Source organism: Brachybacterium sp. Z12 (assembly GCF_014400405.1).
Classification (GTDB): Bacteria; Actinomycetota; Actinomycetes; order Actinomycetales; family Dermabacteraceae; genus Brachybacterium.
In genome coordinates this window covers 3386791-3406512 of sequence record NZ_CP060496.1, presented here as the reverse complement: position 1 = coordinate 3406512, position 19722 = coordinate 3386791, and the positions used below count along the sequence as shown (strand labels likewise).

At 70.6% G+C, this 19722-nt stretch carries 18 protein-coding genes and 1 pseudogene; 16 read left to right on the top strand and 3 right to left on the bottom strand.

Going from position 1 to position 19722, the window contains the following annotated elements:
- Positions 1-75 precede the first annotated feature (75 nt).
- The 3 genes from H3H54_RS17895 to H3H54_RS17885 all read left to right on the top strand — a co-directional run bounded on the left by H3H54_RS17895 (position 76) and on the right by H3H54_RS17885 (position 2130).
- Entirely contained in the window at positions 76-510 is a 435-nt protein-coding gene (locus H3H54_RS17895; protein ID WP_262424922.1) for a PH domain-containing protein, read from the top strand.
- A gap of 141 nt (positions 511-651) precedes the next feature.
- Complete coding sequence (locus H3H54_RS17890) at positions 652-1173, top strand: PH domain-containing protein (protein ID WP_262424921.1); 522 nt, start codon at positions 652-654, stop codon at positions 1171-1173.
- 129 nt (positions 1174-1302) lie between these two features.
- Positions 1303-2130: a methyltransferase domain-containing protein gene (locus H3H54_RS17885; protein ID WP_262424920.1), complete on the top strand. Its 828-nt coding sequence runs from the start codon at positions 1303-1305 to the stop codon at positions 2128-2130.
- A gap of 28 nt (positions 2131-2158) precedes the next feature.
- Here H3H54_RS17885 and H3H54_RS17880 read toward each other — a convergent pair whose 3' ends face one another.
- A complete protein-coding gene (locus H3H54_RS17880) occupies positions 2159-3022 on the bottom strand; it encodes a DMT family transporter (RefSeq protein ID WP_262424919.1) in 864 nt (287 codons plus the stop codon).
- Between the two features lie 123 nt (positions 3023-3145).
- Between H3H54_RS17880 and H3H54_RS17875 the strand changes: the two genes are divergently transcribed.
- From H3H54_RS17875 to H3H54_RS17860, 4 genes are all read left to right on the top strand, one after another.
- Positions 3146-3631, top strand: a complete 486-nt coding sequence (locus H3H54_RS17875) for a DoxX family membrane protein (RefSeq protein ID WP_262424918.1) — start codon at positions 3146-3148, stop codon at positions 3629-3631.
- A 589-nt stretch (positions 3632-4220) separates the two neighbouring features.
- The gene (locus H3H54_RS17870; protein ID WP_262424917.1) at positions 4221-4739 is read left to right on the top strand and encodes an alpha-amylase family glycosyl hydrolase; all 519 of its coding nucleotides are present in this window, start codon (positions 4221-4223) and stop codon (positions 4737-4739) included.
- A complete protein-coding gene (locus H3H54_RS17865; protein WP_262424916.1) occupies positions 4676-5308 on the top strand; it encodes an alpha-amylase family glycosyl hydrolase in 633 nt (210 codons plus the stop codon). The genes H3H54_RS17870 and H3H54_RS17865 overlap by 64 nt, the downstream gene beginning before the upstream one ends.
- Complete coding sequence (locus H3H54_RS17860) at positions 5269-5886, top strand: carbohydrate-binding module family 20 domain-containing protein (protein ID WP_262424915.1); 618 nt, start codon at positions 5269-5271, stop codon at positions 5884-5886. The genes H3H54_RS17865 and H3H54_RS17860 overlap by 40 nt, the downstream gene beginning before the upstream one ends.
- A gap of 66 nt (positions 5887-5952) precedes the next feature.
- On the opposite strand, the gene H3H54_RS17855 is transcribed toward H3H54_RS17860, so the two are convergent.
- Positions 5953-6960, bottom strand: a complete 1008-nt coding sequence (locus tag H3H54_RS17855) for a hypothetical protein (RefSeq protein WP_262424914.1) — start codon at positions 6958-6960, stop codon at positions 5953-5955.
- Positions 6961-7187: 227 nt separating this feature from the next.
- Between H3H54_RS17855 and H3H54_RS17850 the strand changes: the two genes are divergently transcribed.
- The 4 genes and pseudogenes from H3H54_RS17850 to H3H54_RS17835 all read left to right on the top strand — a co-directional run bounded on the left by H3H54_RS17850 (position 7188) and on the right by H3H54_RS17835 (position 11256).
- Positions 7188-8207, top strand: coding sequence for a siderophore ABC transporter substrate-binding protein (locus tag H3H54_RS17850; protein ID WP_395963059.1), 1020 nt, complete (start codon positions 7188-7190; stop codon positions 8205-8207).
- Between the two features lie 140 nt (positions 8208-8347).
- Positions 8348-9345: pseudogene (locus H3H54_RS17845) on the top strand (ABC transporter permease).
- Complete coding sequence (locus tag H3H54_RS17840) at positions 9338-10495, top strand: iron chelate uptake ABC transporter family permease subunit (protein ID WP_262424913.1); 1158 nt, start codon at positions 9338-9340, stop codon at positions 10493-10495. Before H3H54_RS17845 ends, H3H54_RS17840 begins: the two are co-directional and overlap by 8 nt.
- Positions 10492-11256: an ABC transporter ATP-binding protein gene (locus tag H3H54_RS17835; RefSeq protein ID WP_262424912.1), complete on the top strand. Its 765-nt coding sequence runs from the start codon at positions 10492-10494 to the stop codon at positions 11254-11256. The genes H3H54_RS17840 and H3H54_RS17835 overlap by 4 nt, the downstream gene beginning before the upstream one ends.
- 308 nt (positions 11257-11564) lie before the next feature.
- Here H3H54_RS17835 and H3H54_RS17830 read toward each other — a convergent pair whose 3' ends face one another.
- The gene (locus H3H54_RS17830) at positions 11565-12392 is read right to left on the bottom strand and encodes an aldo/keto reductase (RefSeq protein WP_262424911.1); all 828 of its coding nucleotides are present in this window, start codon (positions 12390-12392) and stop codon (positions 11565-11567) included.
- Positions 12393-12447: 55 nt separating this feature from the next.
- Here H3H54_RS17830 and H3H54_RS17825 point away from each other — a divergent pair, with 55 nt between their 5' ends.
- The 5 genes from H3H54_RS17825 to H3H54_RS17805 all read left to right on the top strand — a co-directional run bounded on the left by H3H54_RS17825 (position 12448) and on the right by H3H54_RS17805 (position 19673).
- Positions 12448-14124, top strand: a complete 1677-nt coding sequence (locus H3H54_RS17825; protein ID WP_262424910.1) for an LssY C-terminal domain-containing protein — start codon at positions 12448-12450, stop codon at positions 14122-14124.
- 95 nt (positions 14125-14219) lie between these two features.
- Complete coding sequence (locus H3H54_RS17820; RefSeq protein ID WP_262424909.1) at positions 14220-15680, top strand: APC family permease; 1461 nt, start codon at positions 14220-14222, stop codon at positions 15678-15680.
- A gap of 45 nt (positions 15681-15725) precedes the next feature.
- Positions 15726-16139 carry a universal stress protein gene (locus H3H54_RS17815; RefSeq protein ID WP_262424908.1) on the top strand — a complete coding sequence of 138 codons (414 nt, stop codon included), beginning with the start codon at positions 15726-15728 and terminating at the stop codon, positions 16137-16139.
- 241 nt (positions 16140-16380) lie between these two features.
- Positions 16381-19251 (top strand): hydrogen gas-evolving membrane-bound hydrogenase subunit E, encoded by a 2871-nt coding sequence (mbhE, locus tag H3H54_RS17810; RefSeq protein WP_262424907.1) that lies wholly within the window; start codon positions 16381-16383, stop codon positions 19249-19251.
- Positions 19248-19673: a sodium:proton antiporter gene (locus tag H3H54_RS17805; protein ID WP_262424906.1), complete on the top strand. Its 426-nt coding sequence runs from the start codon at positions 19248-19250 to the stop codon at positions 19671-19673. Before mbhE ends, H3H54_RS17805 begins: the two co-directional genes overlap by 4 nt.
- Positions 19674-19722: the final 49 nt, after the last annotated feature.

Sequence of the window (19722 nt, the reverse complement as noted above, 5' to 3'; positions counted from 1 at the left end):
GCGCGACACGATGCGGGAGGCCTCCCGGGCGCAGCGGGAGCTCGCGCAGGAGCCCGGGGAGACGTCGAGCAGGCGATGCAGCACAAGTTCGCCCTCGCCGGCGGGAGCGTCGCCGCGCAGACCTATCGTGAGGCGATGGCGCGCAACGCGGGCATCGGCGGAGGGCTCCACGACCTCGATCTGCCCGAGCGACTCCTCGCCCCCGAGGAGAGGGTCTACGAGGTCGCCGTCGGTGCGCTCTCCTCGGACACGTTCCCGCTGCTGATCGTCACGGACCGCCGGGTGCTGGTCACCAAGGATCTCCCATGGCGGCGCTGGAAGATCCTCCGTGAGGCCCCGGCGGCCGACGTCAGCGGTGCTGAGCTCGAGGAGCGGCTGCTGTCCGGCCGGCTGAGGGTGCACCTGCGCGAGGGGAAGGACATCACGCTCAAGGTGTCCCATCGCGAGCGCTCCGAACAGGTCGCGGCGCTGCTCCGGCACCTGGCCGCCGGCGGCGCTCCGCCGCGCTGATCCCCTCGGTCACGGCCCGGGAGGTTCGCTGTGCGGGGACGATCACGGCGGACCTGGCCCGGATCGTGGGCGCCGAGCAGGTGACCGCGCTCGAGGTGGGGGAGGACTCCGCAGTGACCCGTCGGGCCATAGGCTCGCACCATGGGGAAGAGACTCGATCGGTACCGCGAGGCGGCCGAGCTGCAGACGTCGGTCCGGGAGGCGCACGGTCAGGACGCCGATGCCGTCATGGCCCAGGCGTACGCCGAGAGCGCGAGGGGCGACCGGGCAGAGCGGACGTACCGGGAGGCCATGGCCCGTAACCAGGGGCTGCGCTTCCGCGCCGCGGATGCGAATCTGCCGCAGCGGGTGCTGCATCCGGACGAGATGGTTCACGACGTCGCGGTGGGAGCGCTCCGTTCCGACACCTTCCCGCTGCTGATCGTCACCGACCGCAGGGTCCTGCACGTGATGGACCGATTTCGCGGCTGGACGATCCTCGAGGAGGCTCCCGCGGCGGAGATCATGGGCGCGGCGATCGAGAAGCGGCTGCTGTCCGGGAGGTTCCGGGTGCAGGTGCGCCATGGCAAGGACATCACCATGAAGATCAGCGAGTGGACGCGGACCCAGGAGGTACTCGGCCTGGTCCAGCGCCTGGCCGCCGGCGGCGTCCCACCGCGCTGAGTCCGGTGTGCCCTGCCGCGCGGAGGCTGCCGGTGCCCTGCCGCATGGATCCCGCTGGTCCTGCGCCGCAGAGACCGGTGCGTGGGCGGACGGCGACCGCACAGCCCGATCTCCGTAGGGTCCGGGGGCATGATCGATCGTGCCGCAGGAGCCCCGAATCGCCCTGCCTACACCCACGGCTACGGCGACGCCGTGCTCGACAACCACCGCCACCGCACCGCGGAGAACTCCGCCGCCCACCTGCTGCCCCATCTGCACCGCGGGATGCGCCTGCTGGACGTGGGCAGCGGGGCGGGGACGATCACCGCGGACCTGGCCCGGATCGTGGGCGCCGAGCAGGTGATCGCGCTCGAGGTGGGGGAGGACTCCGCAGCGATCACGCGCGCGGAGCTCGAACGTCAGGGCCTCGGGGACGTCGAGGTGAGGGTCGGTGATGCGCAGGCGCTGCCCTTCGAGGACGGTTCCTTCGATGTGGTCCACGCCCACCAGGTCCTCCAGCATCTCCCCGATCCGGTGCGCGCTCTGAGCCAGTTCCGCTGCGTCACCCGCCCGGGAGGGATCGTCGCGGTGCGCGACAGCGACGACGAGGGCTTCCGCTGGTGGCCGGAGCAGCCCTCCGTCGACCGCTGGCTCGCCCTCTACCTGCGGGCGGCCCGCGCCAACGGCGGCACCCCGGATGCCGGGCGGCGCCTGCTGGCCTGGGCCCACGAGGCCGGCTTCGACGACGTCGCTCCGAGCGCCTCCACGTGGCTGCACGCCACCTCCGATACCCGTCGGGCCTGGGCCGCGACCTGTGCGGAACGCCTGGTCGTCGGGCCCTTCGCCGAGCAGCTCGAGCACGAGGGATGGGCCGACGCCGCCGAGCGCGAGGCGCTTGCCGAGGGCTACCGCGACTGGGCCGAGGACCGCGACGCCTGGTTCGCGCTGCTGCACGGCGAGATCATCGCGCGCGCCTGAGCCGCAGCTCCCGGCGCCGCGGGCGCGCTCACAGCGCGATCAGCACGATCCCGGACAGCACGATCCCCGCGCCCAGCAGCCGGCGCCACAGATCCGGCTCCTTGAACAGCCACCAGGCCAGCAGCGAGCCCACCACGATGCTCGACTCCCGGGCCGGGGCCACGAGCGAGACGGGCGCGGTGCGCATCGCGGTCAGGACCAGCACATAGGCCAGCGGCGACAGCACTGCGACCAGGGCGATCTCGCGCCAATGCCGCCGGAGCACCGGCCGCACGCCGTGGCGATGGCGGCGCAGCAGCCGGGGCGTCAGCAGCACCACCTGCCACAGGCAGCTGATCACGAAGTACGGGACCGGCGGCGCTTCGAGCACGGTGACGGAGTAGCTGTCCCACAGCGTGTACGCCGCGATCGCGAGTCCGGTCGCCGCTCCCCAGGCCACCCCGGCGCGCGCCCCGTGACGGCCGGACACCGAGCGGCCGGTGGCGACGACCACGATCCCGCCCACCACCACGAGCGCTCCCGCGGCGGCGAGCCAGCCGGGCCGTTCGCCGAGCACGAGGATCGCGACGATCATGCTCAGCACCGGGCCCACCCCGCGGGCGACGGGATAGACGACTCCCAGATCGGCCCGGGCGTAGCCGGTCTGGAGGGTCAGCTGGTAGGCGATGTGGAGCACCCCGGAGACGGCGGTGGCCAGCAGCAGCGTCGGGGACAGCCCGATCCCGGAGGCCACCAGCACACCGACGGCGAGCGGCGCCCACAGCGCCACCGAGGCGAGGTCGTAGAGCCACACGAAGGCGTAGCCTCCCTCGCCCACCCGCTTCGCCGCGAGGTTCCAGATCGCGTGGCAGAGCGCGGCCAGCAGCACCATGGCCAGGGCGATCGTGCTCATCGCGGTCCGGCGGGGGAGGAGGTCATCGTCCCAGTCTCGTGCCTGCGCGCAGGCGGGGGTCGACAGTGCCGCCCCACGGACGTATGGTTGAAAATGAAACAGAGTTCTCCTGGATGGATCCCTATGTCCCTCAGCACCGCCGTCCTGCGCGCCGTCCCCGGCGCCTTCATCCTCAACTCCGGCATCGGCAAGCTCGGCATGGACGAGCAGACCGCCGCGCATCTCCAGGCGATGGCCGTCAACGGCATCCCCGCGGTCGAGACGCTCTCCCCGAAGCAGTTCGGGCGGCTCGTCGCGTTCGGCGAGATCGCCGTGGGCTCCTCCCTGCTGCTGCCCTTCGTGCCCACCAAGGTCGCGGGCCTCGCGCTCGCCGGGTTCTCCGGCTCGATGCTCTCGATGTACTTCCGCACCCCGGAGATGACCGAGGCCGATGGCGTGCGTCCCTCGCAGTCCGGGACCCCGCTGGCCAAGGATTCCTGGATGGCGGCGATCGCCCTCGCCCTGATCATCGGCGCCGGCAGCGGCTCCCGCGAGGCGAAGAGGGCCGCCAAGCAGGCCGAGAAGCGCGCCGTGAAGCTCGAGCGCGCCCTCGAGAAGCAGGCCGACTGACCCCGGCCCCGGCCGGGCCCCCGCCCCGCGCCGGCCGGGCCCCCGCCCCGCACCCGCCGGTTGTGCCCGCTGTGCTTCCGTTCCTGGAAGCACAGCGGGCACAACGTTGAGATGGCGAGGGCGCGGGAGAGCGTGAGGTGAGGTGAGGTGAGGTGAGGGGAGGTGGAGGGGGATGCTCTGCGGTCGACCCGACGCGGAGGTCCTCCGGAACCCGGAGTGCAAGATCTTGCATCGCGGTGGCGTCAGATGTCCGCCGTCGCCGGATTCTTGTCCACGCTTCTGACCTGCATGAACAATCGGAAATCGGGCAGGTTTGACGGAACCCCTCGACGGCACGAGCTGAACTCGCTACGCTCCTTCGCAAGCGTACGCGTTCCTTCGCAAGTTTTTGCATCCCCGATCCGGCTATGACGCCGGGGGTCGGCCCCAGTGGTCGGCCCATCCCCAGGAGAGAACCCATGCAGCACTCCCCCAGCGGCACAGCGGCCCCGCGCCCGCTGATCCGCCTCGCCGTAGCCCTCGCCCTTGCGCTCCTCCTCACCGTCGCCGGCTCCCCGGCCACCTCCCCACCCGCACAGGGCTCGCCCCCGTGCCCAGCGGCGGTGCCACCTCGGAGAACGGTCGTGGCGACGCCATCCTCAACCTCTTCCAGTGGACCTGGGACTCCGTGGCCGCGGAGTGCACGAGCACCATCGGCCCCGCGGGCTTCGGCTACGTCCAGGTCTCCCCGCCGCAGGAGACGATCCAGGGCACGGCCTGGTGGACCTCCTACCAGCCCGTGAGCTACAAGATCGAGGGCAAGCTCGGCACCCGCGCCGAGTTCGCCGCCATGGTCGAGACCTGCGACGCCGCCGGCGTCGAGGTCATCGTCGACGCCGTCATCAACCACACCACCGGGGCCGACGGCGGCTCCGGCACCGGCACCGCCGGAACCCCTACGGCATCGACGACTTCCCCGGCATCTACGGCGCCGCCGACTTCAACGACTGCCGCACGGACATCAGCAGCTACCAGGATCGGTACCAGGTGCAGAACTGCCGCCTGGTGTCCCTGCAGGACCTCCGCACCGGCTCCGAGTACGTGCAGAACACCCTCGCCGGATATATGAACGACCTGCTCTCGCTCGGCGTCGCCGGCTTCCGCATCGACGCCGCGAAGCACATCCCCGCGAGCGACCTGGCGGCGATCAAGGCGAAGCTCAGCGACCCGAACGCCTACTGGGTGCAGGAGGTCATCGGCGCGGCCGGCGAGCCGATCCAGGCGTCCGAGTACACGGGCACCGGTGACGTGCACGAGTTCGACTACGCCCGCCAGCTGAAGTCCGACTTCGACGGCTCGATCGCGAACCTGCAGCACATCTCGAACGGCAAGCTCCCCTCCGCCCAGGCCGGGGTGTTCGTCGACAACCACGACACCGAGCGCAACGGCGAGACCATGAACGAGACCTGGGGTGCGAAGTACGCCCTGGCCAACACGTTCATGCTCGCCTACCCCTACGGGTCCCCCTCGGTGTACTCCGGCTACACCTTCACCGACTTTGATGAGGGCGCCCCGGCGCCACCGCGACCTCCGTGCCCGACGCGAACTGCGACTCCGACGCGTGGACCTGCACCCAGCGCTGGACCGAGATCCAGGGCATGGTCGGCTTCTACAACACCGTCGCCGGCACCGCGCTGACGAACTGGTGGGACGACGGCGGCAACCAGATCGCCTTCGGCCGCGGCGACAAGGGATTCGTGGCCATCAACAACACCGACTCCGCGACCACCCGCACCTACAGCAGCTCGCTGCCTGCGGGCACGTACTGCGACGTGGTCGCCGCGAGCGACTGCTCCGAGACGATCACCGTCGCGGCCGACGGCACCTTCTCGGCGACCCTCCCCGCCTACGGGGCGCTCGCCCTGCACGTGGAGAAGACCTCCGGCGGCACCACGCCGGATCCCGACCCGGGCACCGATCCCGTCGCCGGGAAGGTCTCCGCGAGCGTGCACGCGAGCACGGTCTGGGGCCAGGAGGTGCGGATCGTCGGCTCGGTGCCTGAGCTGGGCGGCTGGCAGCCCGCCTCCGGCGTCGCCCTGGACGCCTCGAGCTACCCGAGCTGGACGGGCGGCGTGGACCTGCCGGCCGGCACGAGCTTCGAGTACAAGTACGTGAAGGTCGACGACTCGGGCGCCGCCGTCTGGGAGTCGGGCGCGAACCGCACGGCGACCGTCGGCGCCGACGGGACGCTCGCTCTCACGGACTCCTGGAGGTAGGCCGCCGCCGCCGAGCCGCCGGGGCCGACGGGATCGCCCGTCGGCCCCGGTCGGCGCCCGCGCCGCTCAGTAGACGCGGAGGCTCGCGATCATCGCATCCAGATCCGCGACCTGCTGCTCGTGGCCGAGCGCGGCGCCGCCCTCGAAGACCGCGGGGCCGTCCGGTGTGTCGACGACGATGACCACGTTCCGCCAGGCGTCCGTGGTGCGCATCAGTGCGAGCTCGGAGACCTGCAGGTCGCCCGAGACGATCCAGCCGGGATGGCCGTCGACCTCGATCGCCTCGTCGCGGTAGGCGGCGGCCTGCGCCGGCTCGCCGTACAGCTCCTTCGCCTCGTCGCGGGTGTTCGAGCACTGGAAGATCGCGCGGGCCGTCGCCTCCGCGCCGGGGTAGCCGCCCTCCTCCTCGGGCCACTCGACGGCGCCGACGGAGGCGACGGAGTACCAGCCCGCCTCGACCGGCTGATCGGCCGAGTGGACGTCGGTCATGTACATCGCGCTGCGGCCCCAGTTGGAGCCGGTGTTCCAGCCGGCCAGCACCGCGAACTCGAGGCCGCCGCCGCGCACGGACCCGTCGACCTGCTCGGTGGTCTGCCGGTTGCCGGGAGAGGTGCACTCCACGGTGGGCGCCTCGATGGTGGTCAGCGACGGGTCCTCGCTCGGCTCGGACTCCGTGGTGGGGACGACCTCCGACGGGGTCGCGTCCTCCGACGGGTCCGGCTCGGTGCTCGCGGGCTCGGAGGTCACCGTCGGGTCCTCGCGGTCGGGGGAGAGGACGGTCTGCGAGAGGATCAGCGCGCCGATCGCGAGGACGGCCACGAGGACCATGCCGCCACCGACGAGCAGCGCGATCAGCGGCCCCTTCCCGCGCCCGGAGCCGGGCTCGCGGGGGCCGGTCAGGCCGGGGTCGCCGCCGAACGGATCGCCGGGGCCGCCGGAGGATCCGCCGCTCCCGCCGGAGGATCCACCACTCGCGGACACGCCGCCGGAGAAGTCGGGCAGGCGCGGGGCGCCGCCCCCGCCGCTCCCGCCGCCGGAGAAATCGGGCAGCTGCGGTCCGTTGCCGTCGGTCATGGGTCCCCCTCGGATCCGTGCGCGCACCCGCCCCTGCTCCCCGGGTGCCGGGACCACCCTAGCGGCGCGCCGGGCCCGCCGTCCGATGGGGTATGAGACGAGGGTCACTGTCCAGTCCGTGGAATAAAGCAAGTCTGAAGTGGCGAAATAGCGGGAGGTGAGGCTAGCCTTAACTCGTCCCCGCCGGCGGGGAGCCCATCCCTTCCCTCACGACGACAGAGGTCCCTATGACTCCGCTGCCCTCGCTCAGCCGACGCACGCTCGGCGCCGCCTCCCTGGCCGGCGCCTTCGGCCTGTTCCTCACCGCCTGCGGCGGCTCCACCCAGGCCGCCGACGGCTCCGCCGCGAGCGACGCGGGCGGCGCGCCGGCCGGGACGGTCGAGGTCGAGGACAACAACGGCCCGCAGCGCGTCGAGATCCCGCCGGCCTCCGTGGTCGCCACGGACAACCGCACCTTCGAGACCCTCGCGGACTGGGGCGTCACCCTCACCGCCGCCGCCCGCACGCTGATGCCGTCGACCAACCCCCTCAAGGACGACGAGTCGATCATCGACCTGGGCAGCCACCGCGAGCCCGACCTCGAGGCCGTCGTCGCCGCCGAGCCCACCCTGATCATCAACGGCCAGCGCTTCGCCGAGTACCACGACGACTTCGTGAAGTACGCGCCCGACGCGACCATCCTCGAGCTGGATCCACGCGATGACCAGCCCTTCGCCGACGAGCTCAAGCGCCAGGTCTCCGTGCTCGGCCAGATCTTCGGCAAGGAGACCGAGGCCGAGACCCTCGGTGCGGACCTCGATGCCGCCATGGAGCGCGTCTCCGCCGCCTACAACGGCACCGACACCGTCATGGCCGTCAACACCTCCGGCGGCGAGATCGGGTACATCGCCCCGGGCCTGGGTCGCGCGCTCGGCTGGACCTTCGACGCCTTCGAGCTCGCCCCCGCGCTCGAGGTCGAGGGGTCGAGCGACGATCACCAGGGCGATGACATCTCCGTCGAGGCGATCGCCGACTCGAACCCGGACTGGATCCTGGTGATGGACCGCGACGCGGCCGTCTCCGCCGACGACCCGGAGTACACCCCGGCCAACGAGGTTCTCGACTCCTCCGAGGCGCTCGCCGGGGTGACCGCCGTGGCCGAGGGCAACATCGTCTACATGCCCGCGGACACCTACACCAACGAGTCCATCCAGACCTACACCGAGTTCTTCAACTCGCTCGCCGACGCGCTCGAGGCGAAGGCCTGAGCCACGTCCCGCGCTGAGCTCCGCACGGCGGGCAGGATCCCGGAGGTCCCGCCCGCCGTGCAGTGCGTCCGCGTATCGTCACCGGAGGCGCCGGGACCGCGACGCGATCGGCCCGCCCTCTTCCCCCTCCAGGAGAACCGATGTCCTCTCCCACGCTGACCGCCGCGCCGCCCCTGGCGCGGCGCGGTCGGGAAAAGCTGATCGACGGCAAGCTCGTGATCGGCATCGTGGCGGTCGCGCTGCTGCTGGTCGCTTCCCTGTTCACCGGTGTCTACGACATCTTCGGCGCCGAGGACGGCGCCGAGATGTTCGCCATCACCCGCATCCCCCGCACCATCGCCCTGGTGCTCGCCGGCGCCGCGATGGCGATGTCCGGGCTGATCATGCAGCTGATGACGCAGAACCGCTTCGTGGAGCCCTCGACCACCGGCACCACCGAATGGGCGGGGCTGGGCCTGATCCTGGTGATGATCTTCGTGCCGGGGGCGGCCCTGCTGACCCGGATGACCGTCGCGATCATCTTCTCCTTCGTGGGGACGATGGTGTTCTTCCTGTTCCTGCGCAAGGTCACCCTGCGCAGCTCCCTGATCGTGCCGATCATCGGCATCATGCTCGGCGCCGTCGTCGGCTCCGTCTCCACCTTCGTCGCGCTCCAGTTCGACGCCCTGCAGAACCTCGGGGTGTGGTTCGCCGGCTCCTTCACCTCCGTGCTGCGCGGCAGCTACGAAGTGCTGTGGATCGTGCTGCTGGTGGGTGTGGCCGTGTTCATCGTGGCCGACCGCCTCACCGTCGCCGGGCTCGGCGAGGACATCGCCACCAACGTCGGCGTGAACTACCAGCGGGTGCTGCTGCTGGGCACCGGCCTGGTCGCGATCGCCACCGGAGTGGTCACCGTGGTGGTCGGGAACCTGCCGTTCCTGGGACTGATCGTGCCCAACGTGGTCTCCCTGATCCGAGGCGACGACCTGCGCTCGAACCTGCCGTGGGTATGCCTGCTCGGCATCGCGATCGTCACCGTCTGCGACCTCATCGGCCGCACCATCATCATGCCTTCGAGGTGCCGGTCTCCCTGATCCTCGGGATCGTGGGCGCGGTCGTCTTCATCGCCCTGCTGATGAGGCAGCGCCGTCATGGTTGAGCGCACCCCCATCAGCCACCGCCCGGCAGCACTGCACGGCGAGCGCCGCCTCGGCGCCGGCGGCACCGAGACCACGGGCTTGGAGATCAGCACCTCCCCTGCGGACCTCGTGGGTGACCTCGAGGTGATCGGCGCGCCGCGCAGCACCCGCAGCAGCTCCGGTTCCTTCCCTGACGCGAAGTCCCGCCGACGCTACTGGATCGTCCTCACCGGCCTCGCCCTGCTCGCGGCCGGCTTCGCGCTGGGCCTGCTCGCGATCGGCAATCCCATGCCCGTCGGCTCCCGCGGCTTCTGGCTGATCGCCGAGATGCGCGGAACCTCCCTGATCGTGATGGCGGTGGTCGCGTTCTGCCAGGCGATCGCCACGATCACCTTCCAGACCGTCACCAACAACCGCATCATCACCCCCTCGATCATGGGGTTCGAATCCCTCTACACCGTGATCCAGACCGCCGCCGTGTACACCCTCGGCGTGGCCGGGGTGGTCGCCCTCCAGGGCACCGGGCAGTTCCTGGTCCAGGTCGCGCTGATGGTGGGGCTGTCGGTGCTGCTGTACGGCTGGCTGCTGCGCGGCAAGTACGCGAACATCCAGGTGATGCTGCTGGTGGGCATCATCATCGGCGGTGGCATGGGCGCGGTCTCCACCTTCATGCAGCGCCTGCTGAGCCCGAGCGAGTTCGACGTCCTCACCGCGCGACTGTTCGGCTCGGTGACCAACGCCAGCGTCGAGTACCTGCCCTTCGCGATCCCCATGATCGTGGTGGCAGGCCTGCTGATCTGGCTGAACGCCCGCAAGCTCAACGTCATCTCGCTGGGGCGCGATGTGTGCATCAACGTGGGCGTCGACCACGGCCGCCAGACGATCTACATGCTGGTGCTGGTCTCGGTCCTGATGGCGGTCTCCACCGCCCTGGTGGGGCCGATGACCTTCTTCGGCTTCCTGGTCGCCACCCTCACCTACCAGCTGGCGGGCACCCACGACCACCGCCTGCTGTTCCCGATCGGGGCGCTGACCGCCTTCGTGGTCCTCGCCGGCGCGTACTTCGTGATGAACCACGTGTTCTACGCGCAGGGCGTCGTGTCCATCATCATCGAGCTCGTCGGAGGAACCGTGTTCCTCATCGTCATCATGCGGAAGGGGCGCCTGTGATCACCATCGACGCAGTGCAGAAGCGCTACACCTCGAACACCGAGACCGTCACCATCGGCCCGGTCACCACCCAGATCCCCTCCGGCGGGGTCACCGCCCTGGTGGGCCCCAACGGTGCGGGCAAGTCGACCCTGCTGACCATGGTGGGGCGCCTCCTGGGCATCGACGAGGGCGCGATCGAGGTGGCCGGCTACGACATCGCCGCGACCGCCTCGAAGGACCTCGCCAAGATCCTCTCGGTGCTGCGCCAGGAGAACCACTTCATCACCCGCCTCACCGTGCGCCAGCTCGTGGGCTTCGGCCGCTTCCCCTACTCCAAGGGCCGGCTGACGAAGCTGGACGAGCACAAGATCTCCGAGGCGATCGACTTCCTCAACCTCGACGAGCTCGAGGATCGCTACCTCGACCAGCTCTCCGGCGGGCAGCGCCAGCGCGCCTACGTCGCGATGGTGCTGGCGCAGGACACCGAGTACGTGCTGCTGGACGAGCCCCTGAACAACCTCGACATGCGCCACAGCGTGCAGATGATGGGACGGCTGCGGGACGCTGCCCGCGAGCTGGACCGCACCATCGTGGTGGTGCTGCACGACATCAACTTCGCCGCCCACTACGCGGACCACATCATCGCCATGAAGAACGGCGGCGTGGTCGAGGCGGGACCGGTGGACGAGATCATGAGCGGCGACGTCCTCACCCGCGTGTTCGACACCCCGGTGCAGGTCATCGACGGGCCGACGGGGCCGCTCGCCGTCTACTACTGAGCGCGGCGCTGCGGCCGACGGCCCGCAGCGCCGCAGCCGACAGCCCGCTGACGAACCACATTTGCGGCAGATCCGGTTCGCCAGCGGGCTGTTGACTTCGGGCGACGAAGGCGGGCGCCCGAGGCGGACGGGGCGCGGCTCAGACCGGCACGGCGCTGCTCGGCCCACCGGGCGCTGCGCAGCACGTTTCCGCCCGCGAACAGCCCACTGACGACCCACTTTTGCGGCAGATCCGGTTCGCCAGCGGGCTGTTGACGTCGACGGGCCGGGCCGAGGGGCCGGGCGGGCGCAGCCGCCCCGGGCTCAGCTCACTTGACGGCCGGGTCGGTGCCTCCGCGGCCGTCCTCGCGGTCGAGCGCGTCGATCGCGGCGACCTCGTCGGCGCTGAGCTCCACCTGCGCGGCGGCGAGGTTCTCCACGATGCGGGAGGGCGTGACGGACTTCGGGATGGTCACGAAGCCGTGGGCGAGGTGCCAGGCCAGCACCGCCTGCGCGGGCGTGATGCCGTGGGCCGCGGCGATCGAGGTTATCGTCTCGTTCTCGAGCAGATCGGACTTGCCCTGGCCGAGCGGCCCCCAGCCCTGGGTGAGGATGCCGTGCTCGGCGTGCAGCGCGCGCAGGTCCCGCTGCTGGAAGTAGGGGTGCAGCTCGATCTGGTGGATCGCGGGGACCACGCCGGTCGCCTCGATGATCTCCTCGAGCTGCGGGCGGGGATGGTTGGAGACGCCGATCGAGCGCACCAGCCCGCGCTCCTGCAGCGTGATCAGCGCCTTCCACGCCTCGACGTACTGCCCCTGCGCGGGCACGGCCCAGTGCACCAGGTACAGGTCGAGGTAGTCGAGGCCGAGCCGCTCGAGCGAGGCCTCGCAGGCCGCGATCGCGTCGTCGTAGGCGTGGGAGTCGTTCCACAGCTTGGTGGTGATGAACAGGTCCTCGCGGGCGATCCCGGACTCGGCGACGGCGCGGCCCACGCCCTCCTCGTTGTCGTACGCCCGGGCGGTGTCGATGTGGCGGTACCCGGCGGTCAGGGCCTGCGCGGTGACGTCGGCCGCGATGTCCGGATCGACCTTGAACACGCCGTAGCCGAGCTGGGGGATGGAGCGGCCGTCGTGGAACGGCAGCGAGGCGATGGACATGGGTTCCTCCTGGGAAGTCGCGGACCGCTCAACCTTACGATGGGCCCATGAGCTCGTGGAGCACGGGGACCGCCCCGTGGACGCCGACGCGGACCGGTGCGCCCCGATGACCCCGGCGCGCGCCTCACGCCTGATCCCGCTGGACCGTCCGGTCCCGCGGGAGCGCCCCGTCTACGACCATCCGCGCGGGCACACCCCGGCCGGTCCCCGGTTCGAGCTGTACGCGCTGCTGGACAACCTGTTCATCGCCGCGGGCGTGGTGGTGTCCCTCTGGCTGGCGCTGCTGTACCTGGTCGAGGGCGTCTCCCTGACCCCGGTGCGGCTGCTGTACCTGCTGGGGTTCTGGGTGCTGCTGACCTACATCACGCTGCCGCGCCTGCATCAGCTGATGACCTGGATCTACCTGCCGGACTATTTCTTCGGCCGCACCCGCACCACCGAGGGGGTGCTCTCGGATCCGATCAATCTGGCCTTCGACGGCTCCGAGCGGGACCTGCACGTGGCGATGCGCCGGGCAGGCTGGGTGCTCGCCGAGGAGCGGACCCTCTCCTCGGCCTGGTCGATGGTGCGCTCGACGCTGCTGCGCCGCTCCTATCCGGCCGCGCCCGTCTCGGACCTGTACCTGATGGGCCGGCGCCACGACTTCACGTATCAGCAGGAGGTGGGCGGCACCACCACGAAGCGCCATCACGTGCGCTTCTGGCGGATGCCGAAGGACTTCGTGCTGCCGGGCGGATACCGCGCGGACTGGCTCGCCGCGGGCACCTATGACCGCGCCGTCGGCTTCTCCTTCTTCACCCTGCAGATCACCCACCGCATCGACGAGAACATCGACGTCGAGCGCGACTACGTCATCGACACGGTGCGCTACGCGGACCCGCAGATCGAGGTGGAGGTGATCGAGGAGTTCTCCGCCGCCTACCACCACCGCAACGGCCAGGGGGACCGGATCCGCACCGACGGCGACCTGCCGGTGCTCGACGTGGAGGGCGCGGCAGCGCGCTCCGACGGGGCGAGCGCCATGATGCTGGCCCGCCACCGCCCCACCGGCACCTCGGTGATGAAGTCCCGTGCCCGCGCCGCGACCCAGTCGGCTCTGACCGCGGCCCGCCTGGGGGCACCGGCGGGCAGGCGCACCGACGTCGCCGACGAGCTGACCGCCCAGTGGCAGGAGACGGTCGATGACTTCCACGAGGTGATCGCCCGCGCCTCCGATCACCATCTGCCGCCGCCCACCGTGGTCTTCACCGGTCTGCTGGTGCTGCTGCAGGCGGTGCTGGTGGGGGTGCAGTGGGTGTCGATGCTCACCGGCACGGATCTGCCGGCCCTGTTCCCGGACCTGGCGCTGGTGCTGCCGGCCCCGGAGGAGATCGCCCTCGCCACCGCCTTCGCAGCCGGCCTGCTGGTGCTCCAGATCGGGGTGCTGCGCCGCAGCCGCTGGGCACGCATCGCGCTGATGGCCCTGTTCACCGCCGATGCCTTCGCGCGTCTGGCCGTGGCCACGTCGATGAGCGGCGAGGTCTCCCACGCGCTGCTGGTGGGGGCGGGAGCCTCCGCCCTGGGCGTGATGGCGATCAGCTCCGACGCCTCGCGCCAGTGGGTGCAGACCCTGCGCCTGGACTCCCACAGCTCCGAGGCCGATGAGGCCGACGAGGAGACCGACGAGAGGACGTCGGAGACGCTGGTCGGCGCCGGCGACCCTCCGGCTGTGAGCACGGTCACCGAGGAGTAGAGTGCCTGCACCGTTGTGCGGGGTTCCCCGTCCGGGCCATCCGTCGGCCCCGGGCGTCCCCGCCGCCGGCTCCGCACTCTCCCCTGGAGGACCCCATGAGCGAGTCGACCCCGACCGCCCCCGAGCCGGCCGCCGACGCCGGCGGCCCGAGCATCGACCAGCCGGAGCTGAAGAAGGCGATCACGCCCAAGCTGCTGCTGCTGTTCATCGTCGGCGACATCCTCGGCACCGGCGTGTACGCACTGACCGGCAAGGTCGCGGGCGAGGTCGGCGGCGCCGGCTGGCTGCCGATCATCATCGCCTTCGCCGTCGCGATGGTCTCGGCGCTGTCCTACGTCGAGATGGTCACCAAGTACCCGCAGGCGGCCGGGGCGGCGCTGTACGTGCACAAGGCCTTCGGCATCCACTTCGTCACCTTCATGGTGACCTTCGCGGTGCTCTCCTCGGGCATCACCTCGGCGTCGACCAGCTCCATCTTCCTGGCAGAGAACGTGCTGAAGGCCTTCCAGCTGGAGGAGAGCCTGGGCGATGCCTCCTTCGGGACGGCCACGATCATCGCGCTGGTGTTCCTGGCCCTGGTCGCCTGCATCAACATGTACGGCGTCTCGGAGTCGGTGAAGGCCAACGTGGTGCTCACCCTCATCGAGCTGACCGGTCTGATGCTCGTGGTGCTGGTGGGATTCTTCGCGATCGGCCAGGGCAAGGCGGACTTCTCCCGCGTGATCCTGTTCGAGACGGCGGGGGACAAGAGCCTGTTCATGGCGATCATCGGCGCGACGGCGCTCGCGTTCTTCTCGATGGTGGGCTTCGAGGACTCGGTGAACATGGCTGAGGAGACCGTCGATCCGGTGAAGAACTTCCCGAAGGCCCTGATCGGCGGCCTCTCCATCACCGGGCTGGTCTACGTGCTGATCTCCGTGATCGCCGTGGCCGTGGTCCCGATCGGTCAGCTCACCGAGGCGAGCACCCCGCTGCTGACGGTGGTCGAGGTGGGTGCCCCCGGCATACCGATCGACACGATCTTCGCGTTCATCTCGATCTTCGCGGTCGCCAACACCGTGCTGATCAACATGATGATGGCCTCGCGCCTGCTGTACGGCATGTCCAAGCAGGGCGTGCTGCCCGGCTTCCTGCGCGGGGTGCTGCGCGAGCGCCGCACCCCGTGGGCGGGCGTCGTGTTCTCCACGGTGCTGGCCTTCGCGCTCGTGCTCAGCGTCCGCTTCGTCCTCGCTGAGCAGACCATCGGCGCGCTCGGTGGCACCACCGCGCTGCTGCTGCTGGCAGTGTTCGGTCTGGTGAACATCTCGGTGCTGATGCTGCGCCGCGACAAGGTCGATGTACGGCACTTCCGCACCCCGACGGTGCTGCCGGTGATCGGCGCGATCACCTCCTTCGCGCTGGTCACCCCGCTCGCTCAGCCCATGGAGAACTACGCGATCGCAGGTGGTCTGCTCGCGATCGGCCTGCTGCTGTACGTGATCACCTGGTTCTACAACAGCGCCATCAAGGCCCGTCGCACCCGGTTCCGCCACCCCGACGACCTCGGCCGGCCCTGAGCTCGGCCGCTCCTCATCCGATCCCGCTCCATCGAGGGAGACCCCATGACCACCATCCTGCTGGCCTACGTCCCCAGCGCCACCAGCGAGGCGGCGTTCGACTTCGCGGTCGCCGAGGCGCGGCGCCGCGGCTCCTCGCTGCTGGTGCTCGCGTCCGAGCGCGCCCCCGATCCCCGAAAGGCGCGCGGAGTGACCGATCTTCGTCCGCTCGACGAGCGCCTCGCGGAGACGGGGCTGGCCCATGAGCTGCGCACCGTCCCCAAGCGCGATGATCCGGCCGACGACATCCTCGACGCGGTCGAGCACGACGACGTCTGCCTCGTGGTGCTCGGCATACGCAAGCGCACCCCGCTGGGGAAGATCCTGCTGGGCTCCACCTCCCAGCGCGTCGCGATCGAGGCGCCGGTGCCGGTGGTGCTGGTCAAGCCCGAGGGCTTCGTCGCGCCGACGCGCTTTTGAGGAGGCCCTGCGTCCGGACGCGCGTCCGGGCATCCCGGGGAATCCTGCTAGTCTGCACCGACGGCGGTCCGGCTCCCGGATCTGTCGACGGTGCGCCGGGAAGTCTGGTCGGCAGAGGCTAGAACTCTGCCCACCCGACCAGCCGACAACGGAGTGACGCGATGACCGGACCGACACCTCTGGCCCCACGAAGGCACACCGACGCGATGAGGGCGGGCCTCCCTGCACGAGCGGAGTGTGCATGAGCCTCGTGCTGGCCGTCGCCTCCGCCTGGATCCTGGTGCCGCTCGCTCCGGTCCTCGTGCGACTCTTCGGCCGCTACGCCGGGTGGCCGCTCGCCCTGGGCATGCTGTTCCCGCTGGGCATCCTGGTGGGACTGCGCCTCGATGCCGGCGACGTGAGCCAGACGGTCCCGTGGATCCCCGTTCTGGACGTGGCGCTGAGGCTGAGGATGGATGGACTCGCCTTCCTGTTCGTCCTGCTGATCCTCGTCATCGGCGCGGTCGTGCTGATCTACTCGAGCTCGTACCTCAGAGCGCCCCGCTCGCCGGGCTTCTACCTGCTGATGACGGCCTTCGCCGCCGCCATGCTCACCCTGGTGCTCGCTGACGACCTCCTGCTGCTCTACGTGGCCTGGGAGCTCACCACGCTGTGCTCCTACCTGCTGATCCTGCGCTCCGGTCCGCATGCGGGTCCGGCGGCCACCCGTACATTGCTGGTCACCGTCGCGGGCGGACTGTGCCTGCTCGGCGCCGTGTGCTTGATCATCGTGCGCACCGGGACGGTGCAGCTCAGCGCCGCGCTCGCCGACCCCGCCTGGTCCTCGGATGCCGGGTTCGCCACGGCCGTCGCCGCGCTGGTCGCGGTGGCGGCGATGACCAAGTCGGCGCAGTTCCCGTTCCACAGCTGGCTGCCTGACGCGATGGTCGCCCCGGCCCCGGTCAGCGCCTATCTCCACGCCGCAGCGATGGTGAAGGCCGGCATCTACCTGCTGATGCTGTTCTCGCCCGCCGCCTCGCATGCGGCGATATGGCCCGCGTTGCTGGTCTCGATCGGTCTGCTGACCGCCGCCCTGGGCGCCGTGCTGGCCGTGACCCGGCGTGACCTGAAGTCCCTGCTCGCCTACTCGACCGTGAGCCAGCTGGGGCTGCTGGTCGCGGCGATCGGCGTAGGCACCGAGGTGGCGATGCTCGCGGCCTCGGTCCATGTCATCGCACATGCGCTGTTCAAGTCCTCCCTGTTCATGGGCGTGGGCCTGATCGAGAAGCGCACCGGCACCCGTGACCTCCACGAGCTGAGCGGGCTGTGGCGCGTGCTGCGCTGGGATGCGGTCATGCTGGTGCTGGCCGCCGCGAGCATGGCCGGGATCGTCCCCCTGGTCGGGTTCGTGAGCAAGGAGCTGATCTTCGAGTCGCTGCTGCATTCGCCGTGGGGGAGCGGATGGCTGCTGGCGCTGCTCGCCGCCGCCGCGACGGTGTTCACCGTCGCGTACAGCGCTCGCCTCGTCCTGCCCACCCTGCCCGGCCCGGCGATGGACGGGGTCAAGCCCTGGCGCTATGCCGCCGCGATGTCCGTGGCCGTCAGCGCCACGGCCCTCACCGGTCTGGTGCTCGGTCCGATCGTGGGGATCCTCGACCCCGTCGCGGTTCCCGCAGCGGCTGTCGCGGCGGGCGTCGCGCCGACGGAGGTCGGTCACCTGGCCCTGTGGCACGGCGTGAACATCCCGCTCGTGCTCTCGATCCTCGCGATCGCCGCCGGTCTGGCGATCGCCGTGCTGATGGGTCGTCGCGACAGAGCCCGCTCAGCGTCCGGAGCCCAGGCGCCGGCCGAGTGGGTCGCCCCGGTGACCGGCGTCGGCGTGGTCCAGGGGATCCACGACAGGATCATCTCGTTCGGCCACCGGGTCGGAGACCTGACCCGGTTCGACTCCACCGCGGGACAGCTCGCGATCCCCTTCGTGATCATCGGCGCCGCCGCCCTGACCACGCCGCTGCTGTGGCAGGGCGTGGGAGAGTACAGCTCCTCGACCTTCCTCGACGGGATCCTGCTGGTGCTCGTCGTGGCGGGCGTGGTCGCCATCGTCCGCTCCCGCACCCGGCTGGGCGGTGTGATCGCCAGCGGCATCGTCGGGTTCACCGTGGTGCTCACGTTCTTCACTCTCGGCGCCTCCGACGTCGCGCTGACCCAGCTGCTGGTCGAGGTGCTCACCGTCGTGGTGATGGTGCTGGTGCTGCGCCGGATGTCCTGGAGGTTCCCGAAGGAGGACGCCCGACGGCGCCTCGCTGCGGTGGTCGCGGCGGTGTTCACCGGGGCCGCTGCGACGGCGGCGACCCTCGTGTTCACCGGTCACCGGGGGCTGTCGGACGTCGGCGAGTACATGATGGGCAGTGCCGAGGAGCTCACCGGCGGCACGAACATCGTCAACGTGATCCTGGTCGACTTCCGTGCCCTGGACACGCTCGGCGAGCTGGTGGTGCTCGCGATCGGCTCGGTGGCCGTCGCGGCACTGCTGGACGCCCGCCCGCTCGTCGAGCGGAAGCGGCCGGCGCCCGCCTCGCCCGCACTCGCCAACCCCTTCGGCAATGCCGACTATCTGCGGCTGCTCGGTCGCGTGCTGGTGCCGGTGATGATCGTCGCCTCCCTGTTCATGCTGCTGCGGGGGCACACCGCCCCCGGCGGCGGCTTCATCGCGGCGCTGCTCGGCGCCGGCGCGGTGGTGCTCTCCTACCTGTCCGCGCCGACCGATGACGTCCCGCGCGTCCAGCGTCCCTACCTGGCGATCGCGGGGCTGGGCATGGTCGTCGCCGCGGGTACGGGCCTGATCGGTCTGTTCGACGGCTCGTTCCTGCGTGCTCTGCACGTCGACATCCTCGGATACCACTTCACCACGGCGCTGGTCTTCGACCTCGGCGTGTACTTCGCGGTGCTCGGGGTCATCCTCGCCGCGATCAACCGCCTGGGCGTCTCCACCCCGGACGACGGGACGGGCCGCAGACCGCGGCCCGAGGACGATCCTCCGCCGGCGGGGAGCACGGCGCCGGAGGACAGCGTCACCGCCGCAGAGAACGTTCAGGAAGCATCGATCGCGACAGAAGGAGGTGGAACGCGATGATCCTCGCCCTAGTGATCGGTGTCCTGTTCGGCGGCTCCGTCTACCTCATGCTCCAGCGCGACCGACTGCGCGTGATCCTCGGCTTCGTGCTGCTCGGTCATGCCTGCAACCTGCTGCTCTTCAGCGCCGGCGGCACCCTCCGCCGTGACGAGCCGCTCGGATCGGATCTCGACCCCTCCGTGACCGCCGACCCCCTGCCTCAGGCGTTCGTGCTCACGGCGATCGTGATCGCCTTCGCGATCACCATCTACCTGCTGGTCCTCGCGGTGACCGGGCCGAAGGACGAGGACGCCCCGGAGGAGGGGACCGACGAGAGCGCCGCTCCCGTCGGCACCCTCGAGGATCGCTACGGCGAGTTCGGCGTCCCGGTAGGGGACACCGACCCCTATTCCGCGGACGAGCGTCAGGGGGCTGACCGATGACGCTCGATGCCGCGCTCCCCTGTTCGTCGCGATCCCGATCCTCGCCGCC

Excerpts from the sequence above, each read along its gene's own strand:
- H3H54_RS17840 (WP_262424913.1), top strand. The coding sequence starts at position 9,338 with ATGGTTGAGCGCACCCCCATCAGCCACCGCCCGGCAGCACTGCACGGC.
- H3H54_RS17850 (WP_395963059.1), top strand. The coding sequence starts at position 7,188 with ATGACTCCGCTGCCCTCGCTCAGCCGACGCACGCTCGGCGCCGCCTCC.
- H3H54_RS17815 (WP_262424908.1), top strand. The coding sequence starts at position 15,726 with ATGACCACCATCCTGCTGGCCTACGTCCCCAGCGCCACCAGCGAGGCG.
- H3H54_RS17895 (WP_262424922.1), top strand. The coding sequence starts at position 76 with ATGCAGCACAAGTTCGCCCTCGCCGGCGGGAGCGTCGCCGCGCAGACC.
- H3H54_RS17855 (WP_262424914.1), bottom strand. The coding sequence starts at position 6,960 with ATGACCGACGGCAACGGACCGCAGCTGCCCGATTTCTCCGGCGGCGGG.
- H3H54_RS17805 (WP_262424906.1), top strand. The coding sequence starts at position 19,248 with ATGATCCTCGCCCTAGTGATCGGTGTCCTGTTCGGCGGCTCCGTCTAC.
- H3H54_RS17830 (WP_262424911.1), bottom strand. The coding sequence starts at position 12,392 with ATGTCCATCGCCTCGCTGCCGTTCCACGACGGCCGCTCCATCCCCCAG.
- H3H54_RS17820 (WP_262424909.1), top strand. The coding sequence starts at position 14,220 with ATGAGCGAGTCGACCCCGACCGCCCCCGAGCCGGCCGCCGACGCCGGC.
- H3H54_RS17875 (WP_262424918.1), top strand. The coding sequence starts at position 3,146 with ATGTCCCTCAGCACCGCCGTCCTGCGCGCCGTCCCCGGCGCCTTCATC.
- H3H54_RS17890 (WP_262424921.1), top strand. The coding sequence starts at position 652 with ATGGGGAAGAGACTCGATCGGTACCGCGAGGCGGCCGAGCTGCAGACG.
- H3H54_RS17860 (WP_262424915.1), top strand. The coding sequence starts at position 5,269 with ATGGTCGGCTTCTACAACACCGTCGCCGGCACCGCGCTGACGAACTGG.
- mbhE (WP_262424907.1), top strand. The coding sequence starts at position 16,381 with ATGAGCCTCGTGCTGGCCGTCGCCTCCGCCTGGATCCTGGTGCCGCTC.
- H3H54_RS17885 (WP_262424920.1), top strand. The coding sequence starts at position 1,303 with ATGATCGATCGTGCCGCAGGAGCCCCGAATCGCCCTGCCTACACCCAC.
- H3H54_RS17880 (WP_262424919.1), bottom strand. The coding sequence starts at position 3,022 with ATGAGCACGATCGCCCTGGCCATGGTGCTGCTGGCCGCGCTCTGCCAC.